This is a genomic window from Acetobacter lambici, assembly GCF_011516885.1.
In the GTDB taxonomy this organism is placed as follows: domain Bacteria; phylum Pseudomonadota; class Alphaproteobacteria; order Acetobacterales; family Acetobacteraceae; genus Acetobacter; species Acetobacter lambici.
Map to the genome: position 1 here is coordinate 21716 of NZ_WOTD01000005.1, position 22518 is coordinate 44233.

22 protein-coding genes and 1 tRNA gene are annotated in these 22518 nt (G+C 58.9%); 6 read left to right on the forward strand and 17 right to left on the reverse strand.

The genetic code is table 11. The features are described from left to right. Nucleotides 1–67: 67 nt before the first annotated feature. The 7 genes from GOB86_RS04225 to GOB86_RS04255 form a co-directional block, all read right to left on the reverse strand. Nucleotides 68–982 (reverse strand): DMT family transporter, encoded by a 915-nt coding sequence (locus GOB86_RS04225; RefSeq protein WP_165991136.1) that lies wholly within the window; start codon nt 980–982, stop codon nt 68–70. Between the two features lie 31 nt (nt 983–1013). Beyond that, a complete protein-coding gene (locus tag GOB86_RS04230; protein WP_165991137.1) occupies nt 1014–1676 on the reverse strand; it encodes a tyrosine-protein phosphatase in 663 nt (220 codons plus the stop codon). 179 nt (nt 1677–1855) lie between these two features. Then, nucleotides 1856–2638 carry a succinate dehydrogenase iron-sulfur subunit gene (locus tag GOB86_RS04235; RefSeq protein WP_165991138.1) on the reverse strand — a complete coding sequence of 261 codons (783 nt, stop codon included), beginning with the start codon at nt 2636–2638 and terminating at the stop codon, nt 1856–1858. 24 nt (nt 2639–2662) lie between these two features. Further along, nucleotides 2663–4474, reverse strand: coding sequence for a succinate dehydrogenase flavoprotein subunit (gene sdhA, locus GOB86_RS04240; RefSeq protein WP_165991139.1), 1812 nt, complete (start codon nt 4472–4474; stop codon nt 2663–2665). Between the two features lie 116 nt (nt 4475–4590). Continuing rightward, nucleotides 4591–5004: a succinate dehydrogenase, hydrophobic membrane anchor protein gene (gene sdhD, locus GOB86_RS04245; RefSeq protein WP_165991140.1), complete on the reverse strand. Its 414-nt coding sequence runs from the start codon at nt 5002–5004 to the stop codon at nt 4591–4593. Nucleotide 5005: 1 nt separating this feature from the next. After that, nucleotides 5006–5479, reverse strand: coding sequence for a succinate dehydrogenase, cytochrome b556 subunit (gene sdhC, locus GOB86_RS04250; RefSeq protein WP_165991141.1), 474 nt, complete (start codon nt 5477–5479; stop codon nt 5006–5008). A gap of 137 nt (nt 5480–5616) precedes the next feature. Beyond that, entirely contained in the window at nt 5617–6639 is a 1023-nt protein-coding gene (locus GOB86_RS04255) for an aspartate-semialdehyde dehydrogenase (RefSeq protein ID WP_165991142.1), read from the reverse strand. A gap of 407 nt (nt 6640–7046) precedes the next feature. Between GOB86_RS04255 and GOB86_RS04260 the strand changes: the two genes are divergently transcribed. From GOB86_RS04260 to GOB86_RS04280, 5 genes are all read left to right on the forward strand, one after another. Further along, a complete protein-coding gene (locus tag GOB86_RS04260) occupies nt 7047–8195 on the forward strand; it encodes a Rossmann-fold NAD(P)-binding domain-containing protein (protein WP_165991143.1) in 1149 nt (382 codons plus the stop codon). After that, entirely contained in the window at nt 8195–8521 is a 327-nt protein-coding gene (locus GOB86_RS04265; protein WP_048854975.1) for an NAD(P) transhydrogenase subunit alpha, read from the forward strand. The genes GOB86_RS04260 and GOB86_RS04265 overlap by 1 nt, the downstream gene beginning before the upstream one ends. A 1-nt stretch (nt 8522) precedes the next feature. After that, nucleotides 8523–9938 carry an NAD(P)(+) transhydrogenase (Re/Si-specific) subunit beta gene (locus tag GOB86_RS04270; protein WP_165991144.1) on the forward strand — a complete coding sequence of 472 codons (1416 nt, stop codon included), beginning with the start codon at nt 8523–8525 and terminating at the stop codon, nt 9936–9938. A 65-nt stretch (nt 9939–10003) separates the two neighbouring features. Further along, on the forward strand, nt 10004–11032 hold the full coding sequence (gene adhP, locus GOB86_RS04275; protein ID WP_165991145.1) for an alcohol dehydrogenase AdhP: 1029 nt from the start codon (nt 10004–10006) through the stop codon (nt 11030–11032). Nucleotides 11033–11068: 36 nt separating this feature from the next. Beyond that, complete coding sequence (locus GOB86_RS04280; RefSeq protein ID WP_165991146.1) at nt 11069–12460, forward strand: NAD-dependent succinate-semialdehyde dehydrogenase; 1392 nt, start codon at nt 11069–11071, stop codon at nt 12458–12460. Between the two features lie 215 nt (nt 12461–12675). Here the strand turns inward: GOB86_RS04280 and GOB86_RS04285 are convergent, their stop codons facing one another. From GOB86_RS04285 to xseA, 4 genes are all read right to left on the reverse strand, one after another. Beyond that, nucleotides 12676–13851 carry a phosphoserine transaminase gene (locus GOB86_RS04285; protein ID WP_165991147.1) on the reverse strand — a complete coding sequence of 392 codons (1176 nt, stop codon included), beginning with the start codon at nt 13849–13851 and terminating at the stop codon, nt 12676–12678. Between the two features lie 31 nt (nt 13852–13882). Beyond that, nucleotides 13883–13969 (reverse strand) — tRNA-Leu (locus GOB86_RS04290). A gap of 84 nt (nt 13970–14053) precedes the next feature. Next, the gene (locus tag GOB86_RS04295) at nt 14054–14395 is read right to left on the reverse strand and encodes a hypothetical protein (protein WP_165991148.1); all 342 of its coding nucleotides are present in this window, start codon (nt 14393–14395) and stop codon (nt 14054–14056) included. A gap of 90 nt (nt 14396–14485) precedes the next feature. Continuing rightward, complete coding sequence (xseA, locus tag GOB86_RS04300; RefSeq protein WP_165991149.1) at nt 14486–15934, reverse strand: exodeoxyribonuclease VII large subunit; 1449 nt, start codon at nt 15932–15934, stop codon at nt 14486–14488. Nucleotides 15935–15977: 43 nt separating this feature from the next. Here xseA and purD point away from each other — a divergent pair, with 43 nt between their 5' ends. Beyond that, nucleotides 15978–17267, forward strand: a complete 1290-nt coding sequence (gene purD, locus GOB86_RS04305; protein ID WP_194301075.1) for a phosphoribosylamine--glycine ligase — start codon at nt 15978–15980, stop codon at nt 17265–17267. Between the two features lie 76 nt (nt 17268–17343). On the opposite strand, the gene GOB86_RS04310 is transcribed toward purD, so the two are convergent. The 6 genes from GOB86_RS04310 to GOB86_RS04335 form a co-directional block, all read right to left on the reverse strand. Further along, complete coding sequence (locus tag GOB86_RS04310; protein ID WP_242012493.1) at nt 17344–17802, reverse strand: GNAT family N-acetyltransferase; 459 nt, start codon at nt 17800–17802, stop codon at nt 17344–17346. Beyond that, nucleotides 17802–18494, reverse strand: coding sequence for a tRNA (adenosine(37)-N6)-threonylcarbamoyltransferase complex dimerization subunit type 1 TsaB (tsaB, locus tag GOB86_RS04315; RefSeq protein ID WP_165991150.1), 693 nt, complete (start codon nt 18492–18494; stop codon nt 17802–17804). The genes GOB86_RS04310 and tsaB overlap by 1 nt, the downstream gene beginning before the upstream one ends. Continuing rightward, entirely contained in the window at nt 18494–19078 is a 585-nt protein-coding gene (locus GOB86_RS04320) for a malonic semialdehyde reductase (RefSeq protein ID WP_165991151.1), read from the reverse strand. The genes tsaB and GOB86_RS04320 overlap by 1 nt, the downstream gene beginning before the upstream one ends. Before the next feature lie 102 nt (nt 19079–19180). Next, complete coding sequence (locus tag GOB86_RS04325; RefSeq protein WP_165991152.1) at nt 19181–19741, reverse strand: NifU family protein; 561 nt, start codon at nt 19739–19741, stop codon at nt 19181–19183. 217 nt (nt 19742–19958) lie between these two features. Further along, nucleotides 19959–21200 (reverse strand): DUF2075 domain-containing protein, encoded by a 1242-nt coding sequence (locus GOB86_RS04330; protein ID WP_165991153.1) that lies wholly within the window; start codon nt 21198–21200, stop codon nt 19959–19961. Nucleotides 21201–21244: 44 nt separating this feature from the next. Beyond that, nucleotides 21245–22444 carry a YncE family protein gene (locus GOB86_RS04335; RefSeq protein WP_165991154.1) on the reverse strand — a complete coding sequence of 400 codons (1200 nt, stop codon included), beginning with the start codon at nt 22442–22444 and terminating at the stop codon, nt 21245–21247. Nucleotides 22445–22518: the final 74 nt, after the last annotated feature.

Consider the following 22518-nt stretch of genomic DNA (forward strand, 5'->3'; position numbering starts at 1 on the left):
GTAAGCTCCGGCTTGCGGCGGTTTTTTTATGGGGTGATTACAAACGCCATAACCACGAGCAAAGTGCTCAGCTCTGGCCATCGGGCAGCGTAACCACAATGGGCCGGGGCCGCCCGTAAGTCTGCATCAGCACCACCCCGGACATGACCACACACCCACCGAGCAATGTTTTCAGGGTCGGGACTTCACCTGTCATCACATAAGCGAGCAGCAGGGTTGTCGGGGCCAGCAGGTATAAAAACCCCGATGACCGGGCCACGCCCATCTGCCCCACCACATGCGCCCAAGCCGCATAGCCCAGCACGGCGGGAAAAAGCCCGAGCAGGAACGCCAGTATCCACGGCCATGGGCCTTGTGCATGCAGGGCCATAATGCCCTTTGGCAACCAAGGGAGCAGCACGGCAGCACCAATCAGCAAAATCCATGCAGTGGAGGCCAGCGCGCCATAGCGTGCCACCAATGGCCTTTGCAGCAAAAAATACAGAGCCGAACAAAAGGCCGCCGCCAGCACATCCATAGCCCCGGACCCAAAGGCAAAACCACCCGGCTGGCCGCTCCCGATCAGCACAATGCCGGTAAAGCTGATAATCGAGCCAACCCACCCCCAGAATGGCAACGTCTCGCCCAGAAAAACCACAGCCACAAAAGCAGACATGAATGGTGCAAAGTTAATCAGCAGGCTGGTAGCCCCGGCAGAGACCGTCTGCTCGCCCGTGTTGAACAGAATATTGTACAGCGCAATGCCAACGGCACCACAGAGCAAAAAACGGGGCATATCCCGCCATTGGGGAATAACGGGCCGCCGGATACAGAACCAGCCCAGCACAATCAGCCCCGCCACAGCGTAACGCAAAGACGCCAGCGGAACAGGCGGTACATAAACCAGTGCCATACGCACAAGTGGATAAGCACTGGCCCAGAACAGAATGGCCGCACAGACCGCCAGAGCAGGCACATTCCGTAGCACTGCACCGTTAAGCATTATCCGATCAGCCATTTTTGTTTTGGGGACATTATTCTCTTCTAAGCACCTGATCGGTCAGGAACGCGGCAATCCGGCCTGTCACAAAATCCTGTTTAAGAGCGGCCTCATCATACTCCGTGCGCAACCAGTCCATGAACGGGATACGCCCTTCCGCCTGAGCCTGATACCGCAGGAAAAACGCATCCAGAATACCCGTGCGCGACCCACGAAAATGCCCAAACCGCCACGAAAGTTCGCGCAATGCCTGCTCCGCACTCCCGCCTTCGAACATAACAACCAGTGCAGAGGCCAGACCGGCCCGGTCCGCACCAGACTTGCAATGCATGAGCATGGGGAACTGCAACGTGCTGTACATGTCCGCAAAGCGCAGAATACGGTCCTTGTGCGGAGCGCCCCTGCTTTCAAACGCCATATCCAGATGGGTTATGCCAATGCGTGCTGCCGCACTGCGCGAAAGGGCGTCCGAACCGCACTGCCTATGGCCACGCAGATTGACCAATGTGCGTAAGCCCAGCCTGCGCACAGCCCGGCGCAGGCGGGCAGGGGTCGGGTGGTTGCAGCGGTACACCTTGCCCGGAATAACAGCATGGAAGTTGGTCCAGACCAGACGAAGAACAGCATGATCTACAAACAGGCTGTCCGTCCATGCTCTGGCACGGCCGGTCAGGGAAGAAAGATGGCCGTTAAACACAAAACCCCCTCATGTGTCATGCAGGTGCATGGTTGGCCCACATGTTCCACCTCCGGCCCTATACGTCAATATTGGCACCTGCCCGCCACGGCAGAGCGTTCCCCAGAATAGAAAAAACCCCGGCAGGAGGATATTCCTGCCGGGGTTTCCCCAGTTCTTACCAGACTGAGCCTGTAAGCTCAGATCTTGCGTTCGATCTGTAGTTCCTTGATCCGGCCAATGGCCTTGGCCGGATTCAGCCCCTTGGGGCAGGTCTGGGTGCAGTTCATGATGGTGCGGCACGCATACAGCTTGAACGTATCTTCCAGTGTATCCAGACGTTCACCGGTATGTTCGTCACGGCTGTCCGCAATCCAGCGGTATGCGGCAAGCAGCACGGCCGGACCGAGATACTTGTCACCATTCCACCAGTAGGACGGGCAGGACGTGGTGCAGCAGAAGCACAGAATGCACTCCCACATCCCGTCCAGCTTGGCGCGTTCTTCCACACTCTGGCGGCGTTCGCCATCAGGTGGGGGAGCGCTGTCCGACTGCATCCATGGCTGGATGGAGCGGAGCTGCGCGTAAGCACCATCCAGATTGGACACCAGATCCTTGACAATCGGCATATGGGGCAGCGGATAAATCTTTACATCGCCCTGTATGCTTTTGATTGGCTTAAGGCATGCCAACGTGTTTTCGCCATCAATGTTCATGGCGCAGGACCCACAGATCCCTTCGCGGCAGGAGCGCCGGAATGTCAGTGTAGGGTCAACGTCGTTCTTGATGTGGATGATGGCATCAAGCACCATTGGCCCAATGGCATCCAGATCAAGAACGTATGAGTCTATGACCGGGTTTTTACCATCGTCAGGGGACCAGCGGTACACCTGAAAGGTTTTAACATTTTTTGCGCCGGCCGGAGCGGGAAAGGTTTTGCCTTTCCCTACGGTGCTGTTACGCGGCAGTCTGAGTTCGACCATGTTCGCCTCCCTTTGCCCTGCGGATCAGTAAACGCGCTTTTTGGGTGGGAAAACCTCGACATCGTCGGTCAGGGTTTTCATATGCACGGGACGATAGGTCAGCTTGACGCCGCCCTTGTCATCCAGCCACGAAACGGAATGTTTGAGCCATTCCTTGTCATCACGATCGGGGTAATCATCGCGGGCATGCGCGCCACGGCTTTCATGCCGGGCTAGGCCACTTTCAAGCGTGGCGGTTGCATTGGCCAGCAGGTTTTCAAACTCCAGCGCTTCCATCAGGTCACTGTTCCAGATCAGTGAGCTGTCAGAAACGGAGATGTCGCCCAGACCACTCCAGATTTCGCGAATCTTGTTCACGCCTTCCTGTAGGCTTTCTTGCGTACGGAACACGGCGGCGTGGGTCTGCATATCGCGCTGGAGGCGGTCACGCATGGCGGAAACCTTGGTTCCCCCCTTGGCGTAACGCAGCTTGTCCAGACGATCGAGTGCGGCTTCCCCCGCACCTGCGGGTAGTGGGCGCACAAAGTCCGTCGGCTTGACCACTTCCGCCGCACGGCGGGCTGCCGCACGACCAAACACGATCAGATCGAGCAGGGAGTTGGTGCCAAGGCGGTTCGCACCATGCACGGACACACAGGCGGCCTCACCCACAGCCATCAGGCCCGGCACCACCGCATCGGGGTTTTCGGCACTGGGGCGCACAACCTCGCCATGAATATTGGTGGGAATGCCACCCATATTGTAATGCACGGTTGGCAGAACAGGCACGGGTTCCTTGGTTACGTCCACACCGGCAAAAATACGCGATGTTTCCAGAATACCCGGCAGGCGTTCATGCAGCAGTTCGGAACCCAGATGTTCCAGATGCATCATGATATGGTCTTTTTTGGGACCACAGCCACGGCCTTCCTTGATCTCGATCGTCATGGCGCGGGACACCACATCGCGCGAGGCCAGATCCTTGGCCGTAGGAGCATAACGCTCCATAAAGCGTTCACCCTCGGAGTTGGTCAGGTAACCACCTTCACCACGGCACCCTTCGGTCAGCAGGCAGCCCGCAGGGTAAATGCCCGTGGGATGGAACTGAACAAATTCCATATCCTGCGTAGGCAGGCCAGCACGCATGACCATGCCGTTACCATCACCCGTACAGGTATGGGCGGATGTGCAGGACTGGTAGGCACGGCCATAACCGCCCGTGGCCAGCACCACCGTTTTGGCATTGAAGCGATGGATTGTGCCGTCATCCTGGCACCAGGCCATAACGCCACGACATGCGCCCTCGTCATCCATGATCAGGTCAATGGCGAAGTATTCGACAAAGAACTCAACATTATGCTTAAGACACTGCTGGTACAGCGTATGCAGAATGGCATGGCCCGTGCGGTCGGCGGCAGCACATGCACGGGGCACCGGTGCTTTGCCGAAGTCGCTCATATGGCCACCAAAGGGGCGCTGGTAAATTTTACCTTCTTCCGTGCGGGAGAAAGGAACACCAAAATGTTCCAGTTCCTGCACGGCGGGCACGGCTTCACGCACCATGAACTCAATGGCGTCCTGATCGCCCAGCCAGTCAGACCCCTTTACGGTGTCGTACATATGCCAGCGCCAGTTATCCTCGGCCATGTTGCCAAGGGAGGCACCAATACCACCCTGTGCTGCCACGGTGTGGCTACGGGTGGGAAAAACCTTGGTAATGCACGCGGTGCTCAGGCCTGCGGCCCCCATGCCCAGCGTTGCACGCAGGCCCGAACCACCTGCACCCACGACCACAACATCGTATGCGTGATCAACAATCCGGTAAGCTCCCCGAGAAGGAGAGGAATTGGCATTCATCGTGACGGCGCTCCCATATGCGTTCGGCCTGTCAGTCGTTCAGGTTCATGCCGCCGCGTATCCGACCTGTTCCGTCGGCGGCACAAGGCTCTTTTATACTTGGGCAGATGCCCGGCTTACTTGCCGGTGCTGCTCCGCGCCACCAGCTTGATCACGGCGAACACGCCAAGCAGCCCCATAAGAGACGTGCCAATCTTGATCAGCAGGCGGGTGGGCAGGTGCGCCTTGCCGTGCACGTAATCGTCCACGATCACCTGCAGACCAACCTGCGCATGGTAGAACGTGGTAATGATCAGTGCGGCCAGCATGGTGGCGTTAACGGGCTTGCCGCCCCATTTGACCACCTCGGCATGGTCCGCCCCGCCAAGGCGAAACATCTGCACCACAAACCATGTGGAAAGCGGCAGCAGACTGGCGGCGGAAACGCGCTCGGCCCACCAGTGACCAACGCCCGAGTGCCCAGCACCCAGACCGCGTGCACGCCCAAGCTGGGAGCGCATGACTTCAATATGTGGAACAGAAGCATTCATGTCAGGACACCTTCCCGGCTTTGGCACGTTTGCTTCTGCGGCAACCCGCCACAGCTAGCAGGGCGACGGCCAGCACGGTGCTCACACCGGCTGTAACACCCACCGCCACTGGGCCATCCTTGTTCAGCTCTTCCTTGTCGTACCGGTAACCCGCATCCCAGATGAGATGCCGGATGCCACCGACCGTGTGGTAAACGACCGAAGCCAGCCACCCCACCAGCACAAGCTTGCCCAGCGGGTTGCCCGTTACCTTACGTGCCGTGGCAAAAGACTTTGGCCCCTTGGCCGCAGCACCCAGCCAGAAAACGCCCAGTGCGGCACCGGCCGTGGCGATCACTCCCGTGATTCGATTCGAAATGGAAAGAACCATGGAAAGCCGGTAACGGTACACCTGCAAATGCGGCGACATGGGCCGCTCGATCAGTGTGCCGTCACTTCGGCTCCCTACATAGAGGGCCTTACGGATATCCTGCATTGTCAGCCTCGTACCCCGTGTCTATCCCTGAGTGCTGGTTGCATCCAGCGTTTTGCATCGTTTTTGTCCTACGCCCCGTGCCTCGGCCCGGTCAATTCAACGGATCAACACGAGACCGAGAGGGGGAGGATTCTCACTCAGCCGTGTCTGGGTAGCAGGTCGAGCGCAATCATGGTTTCAGCAATCTGAACCGCGTTCAGAGCCGCACCTTTCCGCAGATTATCGGCAACACACCAGAAGGCCAGACCATGGGGAACGGTCGGATCGACACGAAGGCGTGACACGTAGGTTGCATCCTCTCCAACGCATTCAAGCGGGGTCACGTACCCGCCATCCTCACGCTGGTCGAGCAGAACAACGCCCTCGGACTCCCGCAGGGCCTCACGCGCGCGCTCAAGGTCAACCGGCTCCACAAACTCGGCAATAACCGCTTCGGAATGACCGACAAACACCGGCACACGCACGCAGGTGGCCAGAACCTCCACGTCCGGATCGAGGATTTTCTTGGTCTCGACTCGCATCTTCCATTCTTCCTTGGTCGCACCGTCATCCATGAACCGGTCGATCTGGGGAATGCAGTTGAAGGCGATCTGCTTTTGGAACTGTTCGATCTTTGGCGGATCATTCACAAAGCTGCCACGGGTCTGGGAGAACAACTCGTCCATGCCATCCTTACCCGCACCGGACACGGCCTGATACGTGGAGACCACAACCCGCTTGAGGGTAAACAGATCGTGCAACGGCTTGAGCGCCACCACCATCTGAATGGTCGAGCAGTTCGGGTTGGCAATAATGTTGCGCTTCATGTCCTTGAGGGCGAGGGGGTTTACCTCGGGCACCACCAGCGGCACATCGGGCTCCATGCGGAAGTGCGATGTGTTGTCGATCACAACACAGCCAGCCTTGGCCGCAATGGGCGCATACTTGGCAGACACCGACCCGCCGGGGGAAAACAGCCCCACGTCCCAACCCTTGAAATCAAAGGTCTCGAGGTTCTGCACTTTCAGAACGCGATCCCCGAAGGAAACTTCACGTCCCGCAGAGCGGGGGGAGGCCAGTGCGACAATATCATCCACCGGGAACTCCCGTTCGGCCAGTGTCTTGAGGATTTCCCGTCCTACAGCACCTGTCGCGCCTACAACAGCAACCCGATAACCCATAATCCACCTTTGATTCAGAGCACGTTGAAATCAGCAAAAACGCTCCCCCGCGCGGGGGGCGCTCGATGGCGCGAACCCTAGACCATTCCGCCTGCAAATGGAATTGCCCGGCCTCAAGCTTTCCCGCCCCCCAAGGCAGGCGGCGTTCCGGGGTGGGTGACAGGAGCACACGCACACCTGAACACCCGCGCATTAGGAGAAATGACGCCTGAAACTTATTTATAAAGTGCAATAATGAAAAAAATAATTTTATATCCCGTAGGAAAGGTTTCTTTGACGCATATCAATGCAACCTTTTTCAGATATGATTGTCATATCAACCAGAAGAAGTTGTGGAGGAAGACCGTTTTTCTACCCTGCCATCCCGGTCCCTCCTCACCCCATACAGAATGCATTGGGAAAAGAACGTGACCGTTAAAATTGCCATCCTGAAGGAAACGCTGCCCGACGAACGCCGGGTCGCCATGATTCCCGCGGTAGCACAGCGCATAGCCAAGCTTGGGGCAAATCTTGTTCTGGAGCAGGGAGCGGGAAGTGCTGCAACCTACACCGACGACGCCTACACAAAGGCGGAGGTAACGCAGGAGCCCGACATTGGGAAACTGGTTGCCGATGCGGATATTGTGCTGGCCGTCCAGCCCCCATCGGTCGAGACCGTCAAGAAAATGAAGCCCGGCACCCTGCTGGTCTCCTTCATTTACGCCCAGACACAGCCTGATCTGGTCAAGGCGTTGCGGGATGGCAAGATCACCACTTTTGCCATGGAGCTTATCCCCCGCATCAGCCGTGCACAGGCCATGGACGCCCTGTCCAGTCAGGCGGCCCTTGCCGGGTACTACGCCCCCCTGCTGGGCAGTGTGCATATGCAGAAAATCCTGCCCATGATGACCACCGCCGTGGGCTCGCTCCGTGCGGCCCGCGTGCTGGTCATGGGGCTGGGTGTTGCTGGCTTGCAGGCACTGGCCACAGCACACCGCCTTGGCGCTGTGTGCGAAGGCTACGACGTACGCCCCGAAACCAAGGAAGAAGCGGAATCCGTAGGCGCCAAATTTGTGGATACGGGCATTGATGCCCGTGGCGCAGGTGGCTACGCCCGCGAACTGACAGCGGACGAAAAAGCCAAGGTGCGCGCGGCCCTGTCGCAGCATATCGCACAGGCTGACCTGATCATTACCACCGCCGCGGTCCCCGGTCGCAAGGCCCCACGCCTGATTGACGCCGAACAGCTGGCAGGCATGAAGGAAGGCTCCGTTGTGGTGGACATGGGTGCGCCCAACGGTGGCAACTGTGAGGGCACCAAGGCGGGTGAAACCATTAAGGTTGGTCCCGTGGTCATGGTTGGCCCGACCAACCTGCCCTCCAGCCTGGCCGCGCAGGCGAGCGAGCTGTACGCCAAAAACATTTACAACCTGCTAGAGCAGGTTCTGCATGATGGTGTGCTCAAGCCCGATTTCACGGACGAAGTCATAACCGGCACCACCCTGACCCACGATGGCAAGATCACCAATGCCGCCATCCAAATGGTCATCGAAGGCACACCAGCGGAGAAAGCATGATGGATTCCGTAACATCCATGACCTTCATTATCGCCCTCTACATCTTCATGCTGGCCGCGTTTACCGGCTACGTGGTGATTAGCCGGGTGCCCTCCATTTTGCATACGCCCCTTATGTCGGGCTCCAACTTTATTCACGGCATTGTGGTGGTTGGCGCGCTGGACGCACTGTTCAACGCCACCACACTGACCGGGCAGATTATTGGATTTGTCGGCGTTTTTCTGGGAGCAGGTAACGTTATGGGCGGCTACGTCGTAACCGACCGCATGCTGGCCATGTTCCGCCCGAGCCAGAAACAGACACCAGAGAAAAAAGGCCAGCAGTAACATGTTTATCGAATACATTGTTGGTCTGAGCGGACTGATCGCCGCAGGACTGTTCATTTACGGGCTGAAGGCCATGTCCTCCCCCGTAACCGCCGTATCGGGCATTGTTACCGCAGGCTATGGCATGGTGTTTGTGGTTGGGGCCACGTTCCTCAACCTGTTCAATGTCAGCCCCGACGCCCGCCCGCACCTTATGGTCAATGTAGCACTGGCCGTTGTGGCCCTGCTGCTGGGCTGCCTGTGGACCGGCTGGCGCGGCCGCACGGTGCAGATGACCGCCATGCCGCAGATGGTCGCCATCTTTAACGGCATGGGGGGTGGTTCGGCCGCATCCCTTGCTGCGGTCAGCCTTCTGTCCGACCATGCCACGTCCGGCCTGCACCTGAGTGTGACCATTGTTGGCGCGCTTATTGGCTGTATCTCCTTTACCGGGTCGATCATTGCATGGGCCAAGCTTGATGGGCGGATGAGAAAGCCCGTGCGCTTTGGTGGCCAGCGGATCTTCAACGCAGCCCTGTTCCTGATCGCACTCGCATTGGGTGCGCGCACGGTCATGCAGTATGGCACCCCCGAGGGCGTGCTGCCGGGCATTCTGTTCTTTGGTGCGGCTCTGCTGTTCGGCATCTGCATGACCCTGCCTATTGGCGGGGCGGACATGCCGGTGGTGATCTCGCTCTACAACGCCTTTACCGGCCTTGCCGTGGGCCTTGAAGGCTACGTGATGGGCAACCCCGCGCTGATGATCGCAGGTATGGTCGTCGGCTCCGCAGGCACCCTGCTGACCGCATTGATGGCCAAGGCCATGAACCGCTCGCTCACCAACGTGCTGTTCAGCAACTTTGGGGACACGGCCAGCACCGCCAAAGGCCCCGAAGGGGAAATGAAGTCCGCCGATCCGTCGGACGCCGCCACCTCCATGCGTTATGCTTCTAGCGTGATTATTGTGCCTGGCTATGGTCTGGCCGTGGCGCAGGCGCAGCAGAAACTGTACGAATTTGTTAAAATGCTTGTGGCCGATGGTGTGGACGTCAAATTTGCCATCCACCCCGTGGCAGGCCGCATGCCGGGGCACATGAATGTGCTGCTGGCCGAAGCTGGCGTTCCATACGACATGATTTACGATATGGACGATATTAACGACAGCTTTGCCACCACCGACGTTGCCCTGATTATTGGTGCGAACGACGTGGTCAACCCCGAAGCCCTGACCGACAAGTCCTCCCCCATTTATGGCATGCCTATCCTGAACGCATACAAATCCCGTCAGGTGTTTGTCATCAAACGTGGGTCCGGCACGGGTTACTCCGGGGTGCAGAACCCGCTCTTCTTCCAGAAGAACTGCACCATGGTCTTTGGGGATGCACAGGCCGTGCTCTCCAAAATGGTCGAAGCTGTTAAAGCGCTCGGCACAGCCTGAGGGCAAGCGGGAGGGAACCAGACGGTCCCTCCCGTTTTTTTTGTTTGCAACAAAAGGCGTAGATTATGTCAGGCAAGATGAAAGCCGCTGTTGTCCATGAATTTAGCAAGCCGCTCACGCTTGAAGAACTGGACATTCCCTCCATCAACCCCAACCAGATTCTGGTCAAAATGATCGCCTGCGGCGTCTGCCACACAGACCTGCACGCAGCCAGCGGTGACTGGCCCAAAAAACCCACCCTCCCCTTTATTCCCGGGCACGAGGGCGTGGGCACCGTGGTGGAAGTTGGCAGCAATGTTGACTGGATCAAGGAAGGGGACGTGGTTGGCGTGCCGTTCCTGTATTCCGCCTGCGGTCATTGCGAGCACTGCTATGCAGGTTGGGAAACCCTTTGCCAGAAGCAGGAAGAGACCGGCTACTCCGTTAATGGCTGCTTTGCGGAATACGTGGTGGCGGACCCGGGGTATGTCGCCCATATTCCCGCAGGGGCAGACCCCATTAAAATCGCACCGGTTCTGTGCGCGGGGCTGACCGTCTACAAGGGTCTGAAAATGACCGACACGCGGGCGGGCGACTGGGTTGCCGTATCCGGCGCTGGCGGGTTGGGGCAGATGGCCATCCAGTATGGCGTTGCCATGGGCCTGAACATGATCGCGGTTGATATTGACGACGCCAAACTTGAAACCGCACGGAAACTTGGCGCCGCACACACCGTTAACGCCAAGACAACGGACCCGGCGGCCTTTATCCAGAAGGAAGTCGGTGGCGCTCATGGGGGGTTGATCACGGCTGTTTCCACCAAGGCCTTTTCTCAGGCCATGGGGTATGTGCGTGCTGGTGGCACACTGGTTCTCAATGGCCTGCCGCCCGGCGACTTCCCCATTTCCATTTTTGATATGGTCATGAACGCCATTACCATCCGAGGCTCCATTGTGGGCACACGGCTGGACATGATTGAGGCACTCTCCTTCTTTGCTGAAGGAAAAGTGACCTCGGTTACCAAGACTGATCGGCTTGAAAACATCAATCAGATATTTGATGATCTCGAGCATGGTCGTGTTGAGGGGCGTGTTGTTCTGGATTTCAGAAACTAACCGTCCTCAATATTGACGAACAAAAGGATTTTTTCCATGGCTTACGCAACGACAAACCCTTTTACCGAAGAACAGGTCAAGGTTTTTCCAAGCCCGACTGATGCCGAAGTGGATGCAGCGCTGGACAAGGGCCATGCTGCCTTCAAAAAATGGAAAAACACATCTTTTGCTGAACGTGCTCGCGTTTTGCAAAAAGCGGCCGATCTGCTGCGCGCCAACGTGGACGAATACTCCAAGCTGCTGACGCTGGAAATGGGCAAGCTTTACGCCGAAGCCAAGGCGGAAACCGAGCTGTCCGCTGCGATTTTTGAATATTACGCGGTCAACGCCGAACGCCTGCTGGCCCCCGAAGTGCTGCCACTTGCCTCCGTCAAGGAAGGTCGCGCCAAGATCGTGTTCGAAGCGCAGGGCATTCTGCTGGCGATTGAACCGTGGAACTTCCCATTCTATCAGGTCGCCCGCATTATTGCGCCGCAGCTCTCCGCTGGTAACGTGGTCATTCTCAAGCACGCATCCAACGTGCCGCAGTGTGCCGCAGCCATGGAAAAGCTGATGCATGATGCCGGTCTGCTTGAAGGCGGGTTCCAGAACCTGTACCCCACGCGTGACCAGCTGGCCAAAATTATTGCCGACATCCGCGTACGTGGCGTGGCCCTGACCGGCTCCGAAGGGGCTGGCGCCAAGGTTGCTTCCGAAGCCGGTCTTGCGCTCAAAAAATGCACCATGGAACTCGGTGGTTCCGACGCCCTGATCGTGCTGAACGATGCCGATGTGGAAAAAGCCGCCAAGTGGGCCGTTTTTGGCCGCCACTGGAACGGTGGGCAGGTTTGCGTTAACGCCAAGCGCATGATTGTGGAAGACGGCGTTTACGACAAGTTTGTCGATCTGTACCGCAAGGGTATTGCAGCCCTTCGCATGGGCGACCCGATGGACCCCGCCACCACACTGCCGCCCCTGTCCTCGCGCGGGGCTGTGGAGGGTCTGAAGCAGCAGGTTGCCGACGCAAAGGCACAGGGCGCTACGGTTGAAGAAATTCCGCTGGAAATGCCCAACAAAGGCTGCTTCTTCCGTCCGGTTATTCTGACCGATCTGGAAGAAAGCAATCCGGCCCGTCGTACAGAATTCTTTGGCCCCGTGACCATGCTCTTCCGTGCGAAAGATGCTGACCACGCCATTGAAATTGCCAACGACTCCCCCTACGGCCTGGGTGGCTCCATCTTCACCAAAGACGAAGAACGCGGGGCTGAACTGGCACGGCGGATTGATACCGGCATGGTCTACATCAACCATCCGACCATGGTTAAGGCCGACCTGCCGTTTGGTGGCGTCAAGCGCTCGGGCTTTGGCCGCGAACTGCTGGGCCTTGGCCTGAAAGAGTTCGTCAATGCCAAGCTGATTGACATTGTGGACATTGACGCACCGTTCTAATGCAACATTGAACGGCGTTAACTGAAAAGGGCGGAAGGAGTTATCCTTCCGCCCTTTTTATAGGGGGTATGCCACAGTTATGTTGGAATACCCTCTTCATGGATCATACTTTTTCCAGACTGCGCGTCGGCCACTAAAGCATTAAAAAAGGCCGTGTGCCCCGCACACAGCCTTTTTTAAACAATGGTCGGGCTTTTTGCCTCCCAAAGGCAGACTTACGCAGGCACAACCAGTGCAAACGCCCAGTCCAGCCACGGTAGCAGTGCGGCAATATCCGCTGTTTCTACCGTTGCCCCGCCCCATATCCGCAGGCCCACAGGCGCATCACGGTAGCTGGCAAGGTCAAAACCAATGCCTTCTTTATCCAGAACGGACAGCATTGTTTTTACGGTTGCCGTCTGCCTGTCGCGCTCCAGAGCAAGGAACCACGGCGCAACAATGCGCAGGCAGATGGCGGTGGAGGAGCGTTCTTCCTCTTTTTCGGCCAGAAAGGACACCCACTCGGTTTTTTGCACCCACGCGGCAACGGCTGCCAGATTGGCCTGTGAGCGGGCCTTGAGACCTTCCAGCCCACCAACGGACTCCGCCCAGCGCAGGCTGTCCAGCGCATCTTCCACGCACAGCATGGAGGGGGTATTGATGGTATCGCCCTTAAAAATACCCTCGATCAGCGCATCCTTGGCGGTCATGCGGAAGATTTTGGGCAGCGGGCGGGGTGATTTGTAGGTTTGCAGCCGCTCCACCGCACGGGGGGAGAGCGCGATCATGCCATGTGCGGCCTCGCCCCCAAGGGCTTTCTGCCACGACCATGTCACCACATCCAGCCGATCCCATGGCAGGTCCATGGCAAAGGCCGCCGATGTTGCATCGCAGATCACCAGTCCCTCATGCTCGGCGGGAATGGCGTTGGCCGATGGCAGGCGTACGCCAGAGGTGGTGCCATTCCACGCCAGCACCACGTCATGCGCCCAGTTGACCTCCGACAGGTCAGGCAACTGGCCATAATCGGCTTTGAGCACGCGGGTGTTGTCCAGCTTGAGCTGGGTTACAATATCCTGCGCCCACAGGGCCGAAAAACTCTCAAACGCCAGAACGTCTACCGGACGGGCCCCCAGCAGGGACCACAGGGCCATTTCCACCGCACCCGTGTCTGACGCGGGAACAATGCCAACACGCCAGCCTTCGGGCACACCCAGAATTTTGCGCGAACGCACAATAACCTCGTTCAGCCGCGCGCGCCCTTCTGGCGAGCGGTGGGAGCGGCCAACCAGCGCGTTATCGAGTGCTGCAAGGCTCCACCCCGGGCGCTTGGCGCACGGACCGGATGAAAAACAGGGATTGAGCGGACGGATGGCCGGACGGGACGAAGCGGAAGGGGAAAGGGCGTTCATAACCTTGGCCGAGAAGAGGAAGGGACAAGTCTGGTGCGAGAGAGGGGACTCGAACCCCTAAGCCCGTAAGGGCGGTCGATTTTGAGTCGACTACGTCTACCAGTTCCGTCACTCTCGCGAACTGCTTTTTCCCCTACCAGCAAATTGCCGCCCCGAAAAGGGTTTGTTGGCGGCATTTGTTGTACAAAGCGCCCCGGCTGCCCTAGCGGCAGACGCGCTGCGTGCCATCTGCCGCAATATAGGTGCCGGTCTGGGTATTATAGCACGCGCTGCGCACACAACTGCCCCCAACGGCAAGCGGCTGAGGGTAATTCTGCACGGCCATGGCCATGGCCTCCCGCGCGGCAGTGCCGCACAGGGGCGTATTGGCGGGAGCCGAGGGATCGTTCACCAACTGGCTCTCGTTGGCGGGGGGAGGGGCTTCCGCACTCAGCCCCGGCGCAAAGCTCTGGGGGGGAATACGGGTGGGCTGGCTGGCGCACCCGGCCAGCAGCCCAAGCATGAGGGCCGAACCCAAAACCGGAATACGAACAGGAATGGACATGCGCTTCAGTCTTTCAGCACGCGGTGGCGTGTCGCCCACACGGTTGTAAGGGCCAGCATACCCGCATGCCAGCCTGTACCCAAGCCGGGCTTACAGGTCCAGCAGCCCTTGCATTGGACGGCCCCCTATAACGGCGCGGCAGGAGCCATCGCCAAAGGTCAGATCAACCTGCTGCCCGCTCTTGAGCTGCGTTACCTTTGTAACAGGGTGCCCCTCCGCCGTAACCAGCGCATAGCCCCGTGCCAGCACCGCCTGGGGCGATACGGCCTCCAGTTGCCCCGCAGCACCACCCAGCGCAATCCGCCGCTCGCGCAAAAGCGCCTGAAGGGGGGCGGGGGATACACGGCAACGGCCCAGCCGCACTTCCTGGCGTTGCAGCGTGTGCTGCATGCCACCCACAAAAGCACCACCCAGCACGGCAAGCCGTGTTCTGCGACCAGACAGCAGCGTTTCCACCGCAGGCATATGCCGCTCCACCGCCACCAGATCCGCCTTGCGGCGGCGGACAAGGGCGGGCAAAGCCACATCCAGCCTGCGGCCACGATCATCAAGCTGCATGCGCGCGGTCTGCACAAGAGCGGGCAGGTCAGGCAGGGCGGCGGCGGCCCTGTCCAGCCTGAGCCGGGCTGTTTGCATCTGCCGGGCCAGCGCGCCTGTGGCGCGTGCTGCGCGGTGTTCGAGTTCGGCCAGCAGTTCGCTCCGTACGGGCACGGCCATTTCCGCCGCGGCTGTGGGGGTCGGCGCTCTGCGGTCGGATGCAAAGTCGATCAGGGTTGTATCGGTCTCATGCCCAACGGCCGAGATCAGGGGGATGGAACACGCCGCCGCCGCCCGGACCACGGCTTCATCATTAAAGGCCATAAGGTCTTCGAGCGAGCCACCACCACGCGCTACAATAACCACGTCGGGGCGGGGCACCACGCCCATGCCATCCAGCGCGGAAAAGCCGTTAATGGCGGCAACAATCTGGGCGGCAGCACCTTCGCCCTGCACCGGCACGGGCCATACCACCACAGGCCGGGGGAAACGCCGCCTGAGGGTTGTGCAGATATCATGCAGCACCGCCCCCTGCGGGGAGGTCACAACCCCGATCACGCGGGGCAGTAAGGGAATGGGGCGTTTGCGGGCGGGGTCGAACAGCCCCTCCTCCCCCAGTTTGATCCGCAGGCGCTCAATACGGGCAAGGAGCGCGCCCTCACCCGCATATTCCATGCGCTCCACAATAAGCTGATAGCTTGAGCGCTCGCCATAGGCGGAGACCTTGCCGGTTGCAATAATTTCCAGCCCGTTTTCAGGCACCAGCCCGAGGCGGCTTACACTGCCACGCCAGACCACGCCGGAAATCTTGCCCTGTTCATCCTTGAGCGAAAAATAGATGTGCCCGGAGGGGTAACGTTTGAATTCCGTAATTTCGCCCCGCACCCGCACGCGGCTGAACGAGCCCTCCAGCGTACGCCGGATTGCGCCGGAAATTTCCGAAACCGTATATTCAGGGACATTGCCGCCAGAAGGGGTGACGGCTCCAAACTCTTCGTGCATCCGCATAACCTATGCTACAGACGCTCGCCCTGAAAGAGCAGACATGAACAGCAGGAGAAAAGAATTGCGCGTACTTCTGGTAGGCTCAGGCGGCCGTGAACATGCCATGGCCGAAACACTGGTCAAATCCCCGGCACTTTCCGCGCTGTTCATTGCCCCCGGCAACCCCGGCACGGCCCGTTGCGGGGTGAACGTACCCATTGGCGCGCATGACGTGGCAGCCCTTGTCACCTTTGCCCGCGAGCACGAAATTGATCTGGTGGTACCCGGCCCCGAGGCCCCTCTGGTTGCGGGGCTGGCCGATGCATGCGCGCTGGTGGGTCTGCCCTGTGCAGGCCCCACGCAGGCCGCCGCCCAGTTGGAAGGCAGCAAAAGCTTTACCAAGGAAGTGTGCGATGCAGCGGGCATTCCCACCGCCGCATGGGAGCGCTTTACCGATGCTGCCTCCGCCATTGCCTATGTGCGCCTCAAGGGGGCGCCTATTGTGGTCAAGGCCGATGGGCTTGCCGCTGGCAAAGGCGTTGTTGTGGCAACAACCGTAGCCGAAGCCGAAGCCGCTATTACAGACATGATGACCGGCGGCGCACTGGGCGATGCAGGCCGCAGCGTGGTGATCGAGGATTGCCTTGTGGGGGAAGAAGTCTCGCTTTTTGCCTTCTGCGCGGGGGAGACAGCCTGCCTGATTGGCGCGGCACAGGACCACAAACGCATTGGAAATGGGGATACAGGCCCCAACACCGGCGGTATGGGCGCTGTATCGCCCCCCAAAGGGTTTGGCCGGGCGGAGCAGGAAGCTGCCCTTGACCTGCTGGTGCGCCCCATGCTGCGCGAAATGGTGCGCCGGGGCACACCGTTCCGTGGCGTTATCTTCGCAGGGTTGATGCTGACCGAACAGGGGCCATCCCTGATCGAATACAATGTCCGCTTTGGTGACCCCGAAGCCGAGGCCCTGCTACCCCGCCTGACATCGGACCTGCTGCCCGCACTCCAGGCTCTGGCCGAAGACCGGCTGGACGTGGCCCCCATTACGTTTTCCAATCAGGCCTCGGTCTGTGTGGTCATGGCGGCACGCGGCTACCCCGGCACACCGGAAAAAGGCGCAGTCATTCACGGTCTGGACAATGCCAATGCGCTGGAAGGTGTGCGGGTTTTTCAGGCTGGCACCACGCAGAACATGGCGGGCGAACTGGTGGTCTCCGGCGGGCGCGTGCTGGCCGTTTGCGCACTGGCGGACACGGTGCAGGACGCGCAAAAACGCGCTTATGCCGGTGTCAACGCCATTACGTGGGACGGTGCGGTATGGCGGACCGATATTGGCGACCGGGCACTGTAAGCTACAGGCCAGAACCCGCCCGGTCGTTTACGCCAGATAAATACAGCCATGCCGTAGCACCTGCGGCATGGCCCCCTTACGCGGCCCCCTCTGACGTACGCCCAAGCACAAGCGCATCAGACCCATCAGGGTAATAGGCGCGGCGCTGGCCTTTGGGCTCGAACCTCGCCTGCGCGTACAGCTTTTGCGCAGCGCTATTGCCAACAGATACTTCCAGAAAAACCATCTCGGCTTTTTGTGCGCGAGCGCGGGCAAGGCTCCATGCAACCAGTTGCGCGGCCAGCCCCTGCCGCCTGTGTTCGGGTAAGACACACAGGGTCAGAATTTCCGCCTCCCCCGCAACGCAACGCAGCATTACAAAGCCCGCGGGCTGCCCATCCGCCAGAACAAGACCGGCACACACACCAGCCGACCCCATAAGGCTGGCCATGGCAGCGGTATTCCAGTGCTCCTGCGCAGCAAAGCACTGCGCGTGCAAACTGGCCAGCACCTGCGCATGGCTTGCTCCCACACACTGCATTTGCACAAAGGCCATTATACGGGGGCGGCCCGTAACCCGTTGGCTGGCAGTTTGGCCTCTGGCGGGTCCACATAAACTGGGAGTGCCGCACGCGCGGGCAATGCCCCACTCACCCGGCGCAATGCGGCGGCGGTAATCTGCATGACATCAGGGTGAGTGAGCGGACACAGAACGGCGGAGGGAAAAGCCAGTTCCGCGCGGGATTCACCCGCTACCAGCCATGTGCCCTTTGGGGCGGACCAGTCCGCTATGGTGGCCGCCTGCACGCCCTGCCTACCCTCCACAAACACACGGCCACGCCGGGCAGCGGTCACCACCAGCCAGCCAGCCATTGGCTCTGGCTGGGCGGCAAGAGCGGCATCCAGCTCCGGGGCCAGTGCCTCGGCCCGTGTGACCCCGACCACCGGGCAACCCACGCCCACGGCATAGCCTGCTGCCGCAGCACAGGATGCCCGCAGGCCGGTAAAAGACCCCGGGCCGACCACAACAACAACCAGATCGGGTGCCGTGCCCTGCGCGCGTGACCAGCCTGCCTGTTGCAAAACCTTTGCCGCCAGCAGGCTAACCCCTTCCGCCGCCTGCTTGCCTGCCTCCTGCATGCAGGCAACAACCTGCAACTGACCATCCGTACTGGCTACACAGGCTGCTGTGCCGCAGGCGTTATCTCCTGCCGGGCTACCATCGATCACCAGAATGCGCTGTACCACTAGTCTACAATCCGGCAGGCCTGATCGAACTCAAGGCGGGGTGCACGTTCTGGCTGCCCTGCGAAGTCTCCATACCCAAGGCAGAGCAGGAAGTTGGCGCGCCAGCCCCACTCCGCCAGAAAAGCGTCTTCCACCACAGACTGGTCAAAACCGGAAACGGGCAGGGCGTCCAGCCCAAGGGCACGGGCGGCCATAATCATGTAAGCGCCCTGCAAGGTGCCATTACGGAACGCGGTTTCCTCCGACAGGCCAACGTCTGCGGCAAACCACGAGCGCAGTTCCTCCCCAGGACTAAGCTTGGGAAGTTGTTCAAAAAACAGCGGATCATGGGCAATAATGGCAATAACCGGTGCGCCCATAACCCGGTTGACGTTCCCAGCGGACAGGGCGGGCCGCAGTTTTTCCCGCCCTGCTGTGCCGGTAATAAAAACAATGCGGGCAGGGCAGCAGTTACCCGAGGTCGGGCCCATACGCACCAGATCATACATCTGGCGCAACAGGTCCTCCTCCACAGTACGGGTCGTCCAGCGCAGGGGGGTTCGCGCCTTTGTAAACAGCAGTTCTAACCCACTTGCGTCCAACATGTTCCGTCCTGCCTCCTGCTGCGCCAAGGTTCTCTGGCGCGTTGCCTTACACCTTTAAGGCAAGTGTTGCGCCCCGAAAAGTGCCGCCTTTGAGCAGGCTGCTCAATCCACCTGCTCGACCGAGACAACCTCTGGCACATAATGCTTGAGCATGTTTTCCACCCCATGCTTGAGCGTTGCGCGCGAGGAGGGGCAGCCAGAGCACGCACCCTGCATGGTCAGGCGCACAATACCGTTGCGATACCCGCGAAAAACAATATCCCCACCATCTCCCGCAACTGCGGGGCGCACGCGTGTATCCAGCAGTTCCTTGATCTGGACGACAATCTCCGCGTCCTCGGGAGCGATCTCGTCCTCAAGAACAGCCACACCTTCGGCTACAACCGGCAGACCCGCCACAAAATGGTCCATCAGGGCAGACAGCACCAGCGGGCGCAGTTCCTCCCAATCCGCAGTATCGGCCTTGGTGACGGAGACAAAATCATTCCCCAAAAACACGCGGGCAACACCGGGCAGGGCAAACAGGGCTTCGGCCAGAACCGAGCGCCCGGCCACGGCGTCGGCATCAATAAAGTCTATGGTGCCCGCATCCCCCACCACGGCCTGACCGGGCAGGAACTTGAGCGTTGCGGGGTTGGGAGTGCCTTCGGTTTCGATAAACATGGGGGAAATGTCCGATCTGTAGGGTAAGCCTGTATGATTATCTTTCAGTTGGCACCAGAATGAGGACAGAACAAGTTCTGTATGAAAATTTTAGTGCCAACATGCCCGCCACCTGAGCGAAATATGGCTGTTTTGCGTGCTTCAAGCCTGCCGTCATAGCAAAGCTGCCATGCCATAAACGACCTGTCCCCCCTTGGATCGTCCTCCATGCCCGGGGCTACTCCCCTCCAAGGCGCGCCCTTAACGCGGGGTCGTGCGCATAAATATACAGCCCCCGGACCGCGCGCGTCATAAGCACATTGATCGCGTTGAGCATGATCCGCTCCATGGTCTGTTCGGGCTGGGCAAGGCCGTTGCGACCAGCAAAAGCTGCGCCATCCTCATACCGGGTGGGGTCAAGCACAAGGGTCCTGGCGGCGGCATCATACCGCACGGAAGGGCCAAGAAGCAGCCCGACGTAATTCAGGTCAAACCCCTGCACGGTGTATACGGACCCTACCTCATCTATTGTATCGGCCCGCTCGGCCCATGGCAGACGGGCCTCCGGCTTTGCCATGTCCCACCGCAGGTGGAACCGCCCTTCGGTTACAAAATGCTCCCTGCCATCCAGCCGGTAAGGGTAATCATAGGTTGCCACCATGCGTGAAAGCCCACATTCCGCGTTCTTGCGCCGGACCAGATCATACATAGCCTGTGCATCCTCAAAAAACCTGATATCAAAAGAGGGATCTTTGGGGAGAGGCAAGACGTTTTTCCTGCAAAACTCTTCTATCCACAAACAGGTTTCTGCACTGGCATGCATACGGAACTGGTTTGTAAGCTGGTAGGTCTGAACCTCTTTTTGCGCCAGAACCGATGCAAGGGCACTTTTTGTCCAGTGGCTTTTAAACTTGAGAACCTGCTTGTCGTCAAAAACAAGAACCACAACCTTTGCGCATTTAAGAATTTCCTCCAGATGGTTATCCTGCGCAAACCTGTTGTATTTATCGGATTTTGTTAAAAGTAGATGGGCCTCATCCACCAGCACAATATCCGCAATCTGTCCGGTTTTGTGCATGGTATTGATAAAGGTTGTGGGCCGCTCATAATCCTTCTTTTTCACATATGATGAGTTTTCTGAGATATTCCTATAAAGTTTCATCATCTCGGGATGATTGACCAGCAGGTAATTTTTTGTTCCCGACAGAGGATCTGACTCTGTTCCTTCTCGGGAAATTTTCTGGATTTCATTGAAAATTTTATTGATGACAATGCTTTTTCCCGTTCCAGCATCGCCCTCAATCACAAAAACCGCATTCCCATGAACAACATGCTCCTGACAGAACCTGACAACAGTTCTGCACAATGCCTGCTGCTCCGCGGAAAGAGCACGTTCGGGGGAAAGCTTTTGCAAAGCCTGATTTGTCTGCTCGTCCACCACGCTACTCCCATGCAGCCATAAAAAAAGCCTTTCCTCCATTATGAGGAAAGGCTTTTGATCCGTCCAGAAAACCCGCCAGCTATTTAGCGTAGAATACCTGTGTGACCAATGGAGTACCGGCCCGGCTGCGGCCATACGGTCAGGCCATGCGGTTCCTGCCCCACGGGAATGCTGATCATGGTCCCGTCATCGGTGTTAATCCGGTAAACAACATCATCAAACCGGCCAGACAGCCACAAAGCTTTGCCATCCGCGCTGACATTGCCCATGTCCGGGCTGCCACCACCGGGAATAAGCCATGTAGCCACAACCTTGTTGGTTGCAAAGTCAATGACCGAAACCCCACCCCCCTTACTGTGGGGGCGGCCGTGAATCAGGTGGGAGCCACGGTTGGCCACATACATTTTTGTGCCATCGCGGCTGGGGTACAGGCCATGCGCGCCCAACCCCGTGCGGATAAAGCCCGTCTCGCGGAATGTGTCTCCATCCACCAAAAACACGCCATCGGCCATCATGTCGGCAACGTAGAAGGTTTTACCATCGGGGGAGACCAGAATATCCTGCGGCATGCCACCGCTGGACAGCTTGAGATAGCCAAGCACCTTTTTGTCAACCATATCCACCTTGACCAGATGGCCACCAAATTCGCAGGTGAAAATGGCGTAACGCCCATCTATGGAAAAATCGGCATGGTTGACGCCCTTGCACTCAGGCACATCAATGGACTGCTGCAACTGCATGCTATGCGGGTCACGGAAGTCCAGACGTTTGCGGGCTTCGGCCACCACAATGGCGGACTTGCCATCGGGGGTGAAATACATGTTGTAGGGGTCATCCACCGCAATGGACGGGCCGGGGCGGGCCGTGCGCGGGTCAATCGGGGTCAGGCTGCCATGGATGGTGCCTTCGGCATTGTTGGTCACCCACAGGGTCCGCAGGTCCCATGACGGCACAACATGCTGGGGGCTTTTACCAACGGGAAAACGATCCACCACCTTGTTGGTGGCCGGGTCGATCACATACACATCATTCGACCGCAGGTTAGGCACATACACCCGCGCAGGGTCCTGTGCGACGTCGGGCGCAATGTGGCCGACCCCTGTTTCGCTATATAGGTTGCTGGGGTTGGGGACTGCGGGCATACCGGGAATGGTCTGAACAAGAGGTGCTTCTGGCGCACCCACAGCGGAAGGTGTGCCAACATCCTGCGCCCAACCCGCCACACTGCCGGCACTCATACCGGCAATGGCAACTGCTGCAACCAGATACTGCTTAAAACCCATAACCCAGACCCTTCTGTGCCTGTTATCACTCTAACCCTTAATGAGGCTTCGCATTTATCATGCGGAATAAATAA

Excerpts from the sequence above, each read along its gene's own strand:
- GOB86_RS04225 (WP_165991136.1), bottom strand. The coding sequence starts at position 982 with ATGCTTAACGGTGCAGTGCTACGGAATGTGCCTGCTCTGGCGGTCTGT.
- GOB86_RS04235 (WP_165991138.1), bottom strand. The coding sequence starts at position 2,638 with ATGGTCGAACTCAGACTGCCGCGTAACAGCACCGTAGGGAAAGGCAAA.
- sdhA (WP_165991139.1), bottom strand. The coding sequence starts at position 4,474 with ATGAATGCCAATTCCTCTCCTTCTCGGGGAGCTTACCGGATTGTTGAT.
- sdhD (WP_165991140.1), bottom strand. The coding sequence starts at position 5,004 with ATGAATGCTTCTGTTCCACATATTGAAGTCATGCGCTCCCAGCTTGGG.
- sdhC (WP_165991141.1), bottom strand. The coding sequence starts at position 5,479 with ATGCAGGATATCCGTAAGGCCCTCTATGTAGGGAGCCGAAGTGACGGC.
- GOB86_RS04255 (WP_165991142.1), bottom strand. The coding sequence starts at position 6,639 with ATGGGTTATCGGGTTGCTGTTGTAGGCGCGACAGGTGCTGTAGGACGG.
- GOB86_RS04265 (WP_048854975.1), top strand. The coding sequence starts at position 8,195 with ATGGATTCCGTAACATCCATGACCTTCATTATCGCCCTCTACATCTTC.
- GOB86_RS04270 (WP_165991144.1), top strand. The coding sequence starts at position 8,523 with ATGTTTATCGAATACATTGTTGGTCTGAGCGGACTGATCGCCGCAGGA.
- adhP (WP_165991145.1), top strand. The coding sequence starts at position 10,004 with ATGTCAGGCAAGATGAAAGCCGCTGTTGTCCATGAATTTAGCAAGCCG.
- GOB86_RS04280 (WP_165991146.1), top strand. The coding sequence starts at position 11,069 with ATGGCTTACGCAACGACAAACCCTTTTACCGAAGAACAGGTCAAGGTT.
- GOB86_RS04285 (WP_165991147.1), bottom strand. The coding sequence starts at position 13,851 with ATGAACGCCCTTTCCCCTTCCGCTTCGTCCCGTCCGGCCATCCGTCCG.
- GOB86_RS04295 (WP_165991148.1), bottom strand. The coding sequence starts at position 14,395 with ATGTCCATTCCTGTTCGTATTCCGGTTTTGGGTTCGGCCCTCATGCTT.
- xseA (WP_165991149.1), bottom strand. The coding sequence starts at position 15,934 with ATGCACGAAGAGTTTGGAGCCGTCACCCCTTCTGGCGGCAATGTCCCT.
- purD (WP_194301075.1), top strand. The coding sequence starts at position 15,978 with ATGAACAGCAGGAGAAAAGAATTGCGCGTACTTCTGGTAGGCTCAGGC.
- GOB86_RS04310 (WP_242012493.1), bottom strand. The coding sequence starts at position 17,802 with ATGGCCTTTGTGCAAATGCAGTGTGTGGGAGCAAGCCATGCGCAGGTG.
- GOB86_RS04320 (WP_165991151.1), bottom strand. The coding sequence starts at position 19,078 with ATGTTGGACGCAAGTGGGTTAGAACTGCTGTTTACAAAGGCGCGAACC.
- GOB86_RS04325 (WP_165991152.1), bottom strand. The coding sequence starts at position 19,741 with ATGTTTATCGAAACCGAAGGCACTCCCAACCCCGCAACGCTCAAGTTC.
- GOB86_RS04330 (WP_165991153.1), bottom strand. The coding sequence starts at position 21,200 with ATGGAGGAAAGGCTTTTTTTATGGCTGCATGGGAGTAGCGTGGTGGAC.
- GOB86_RS04335 (WP_165991154.1), bottom strand. The coding sequence starts at position 22,444 with ATGGGTTTTAAGCAGTATCTGGTTGCAGCAGTTGCCATTGCCGGTATG.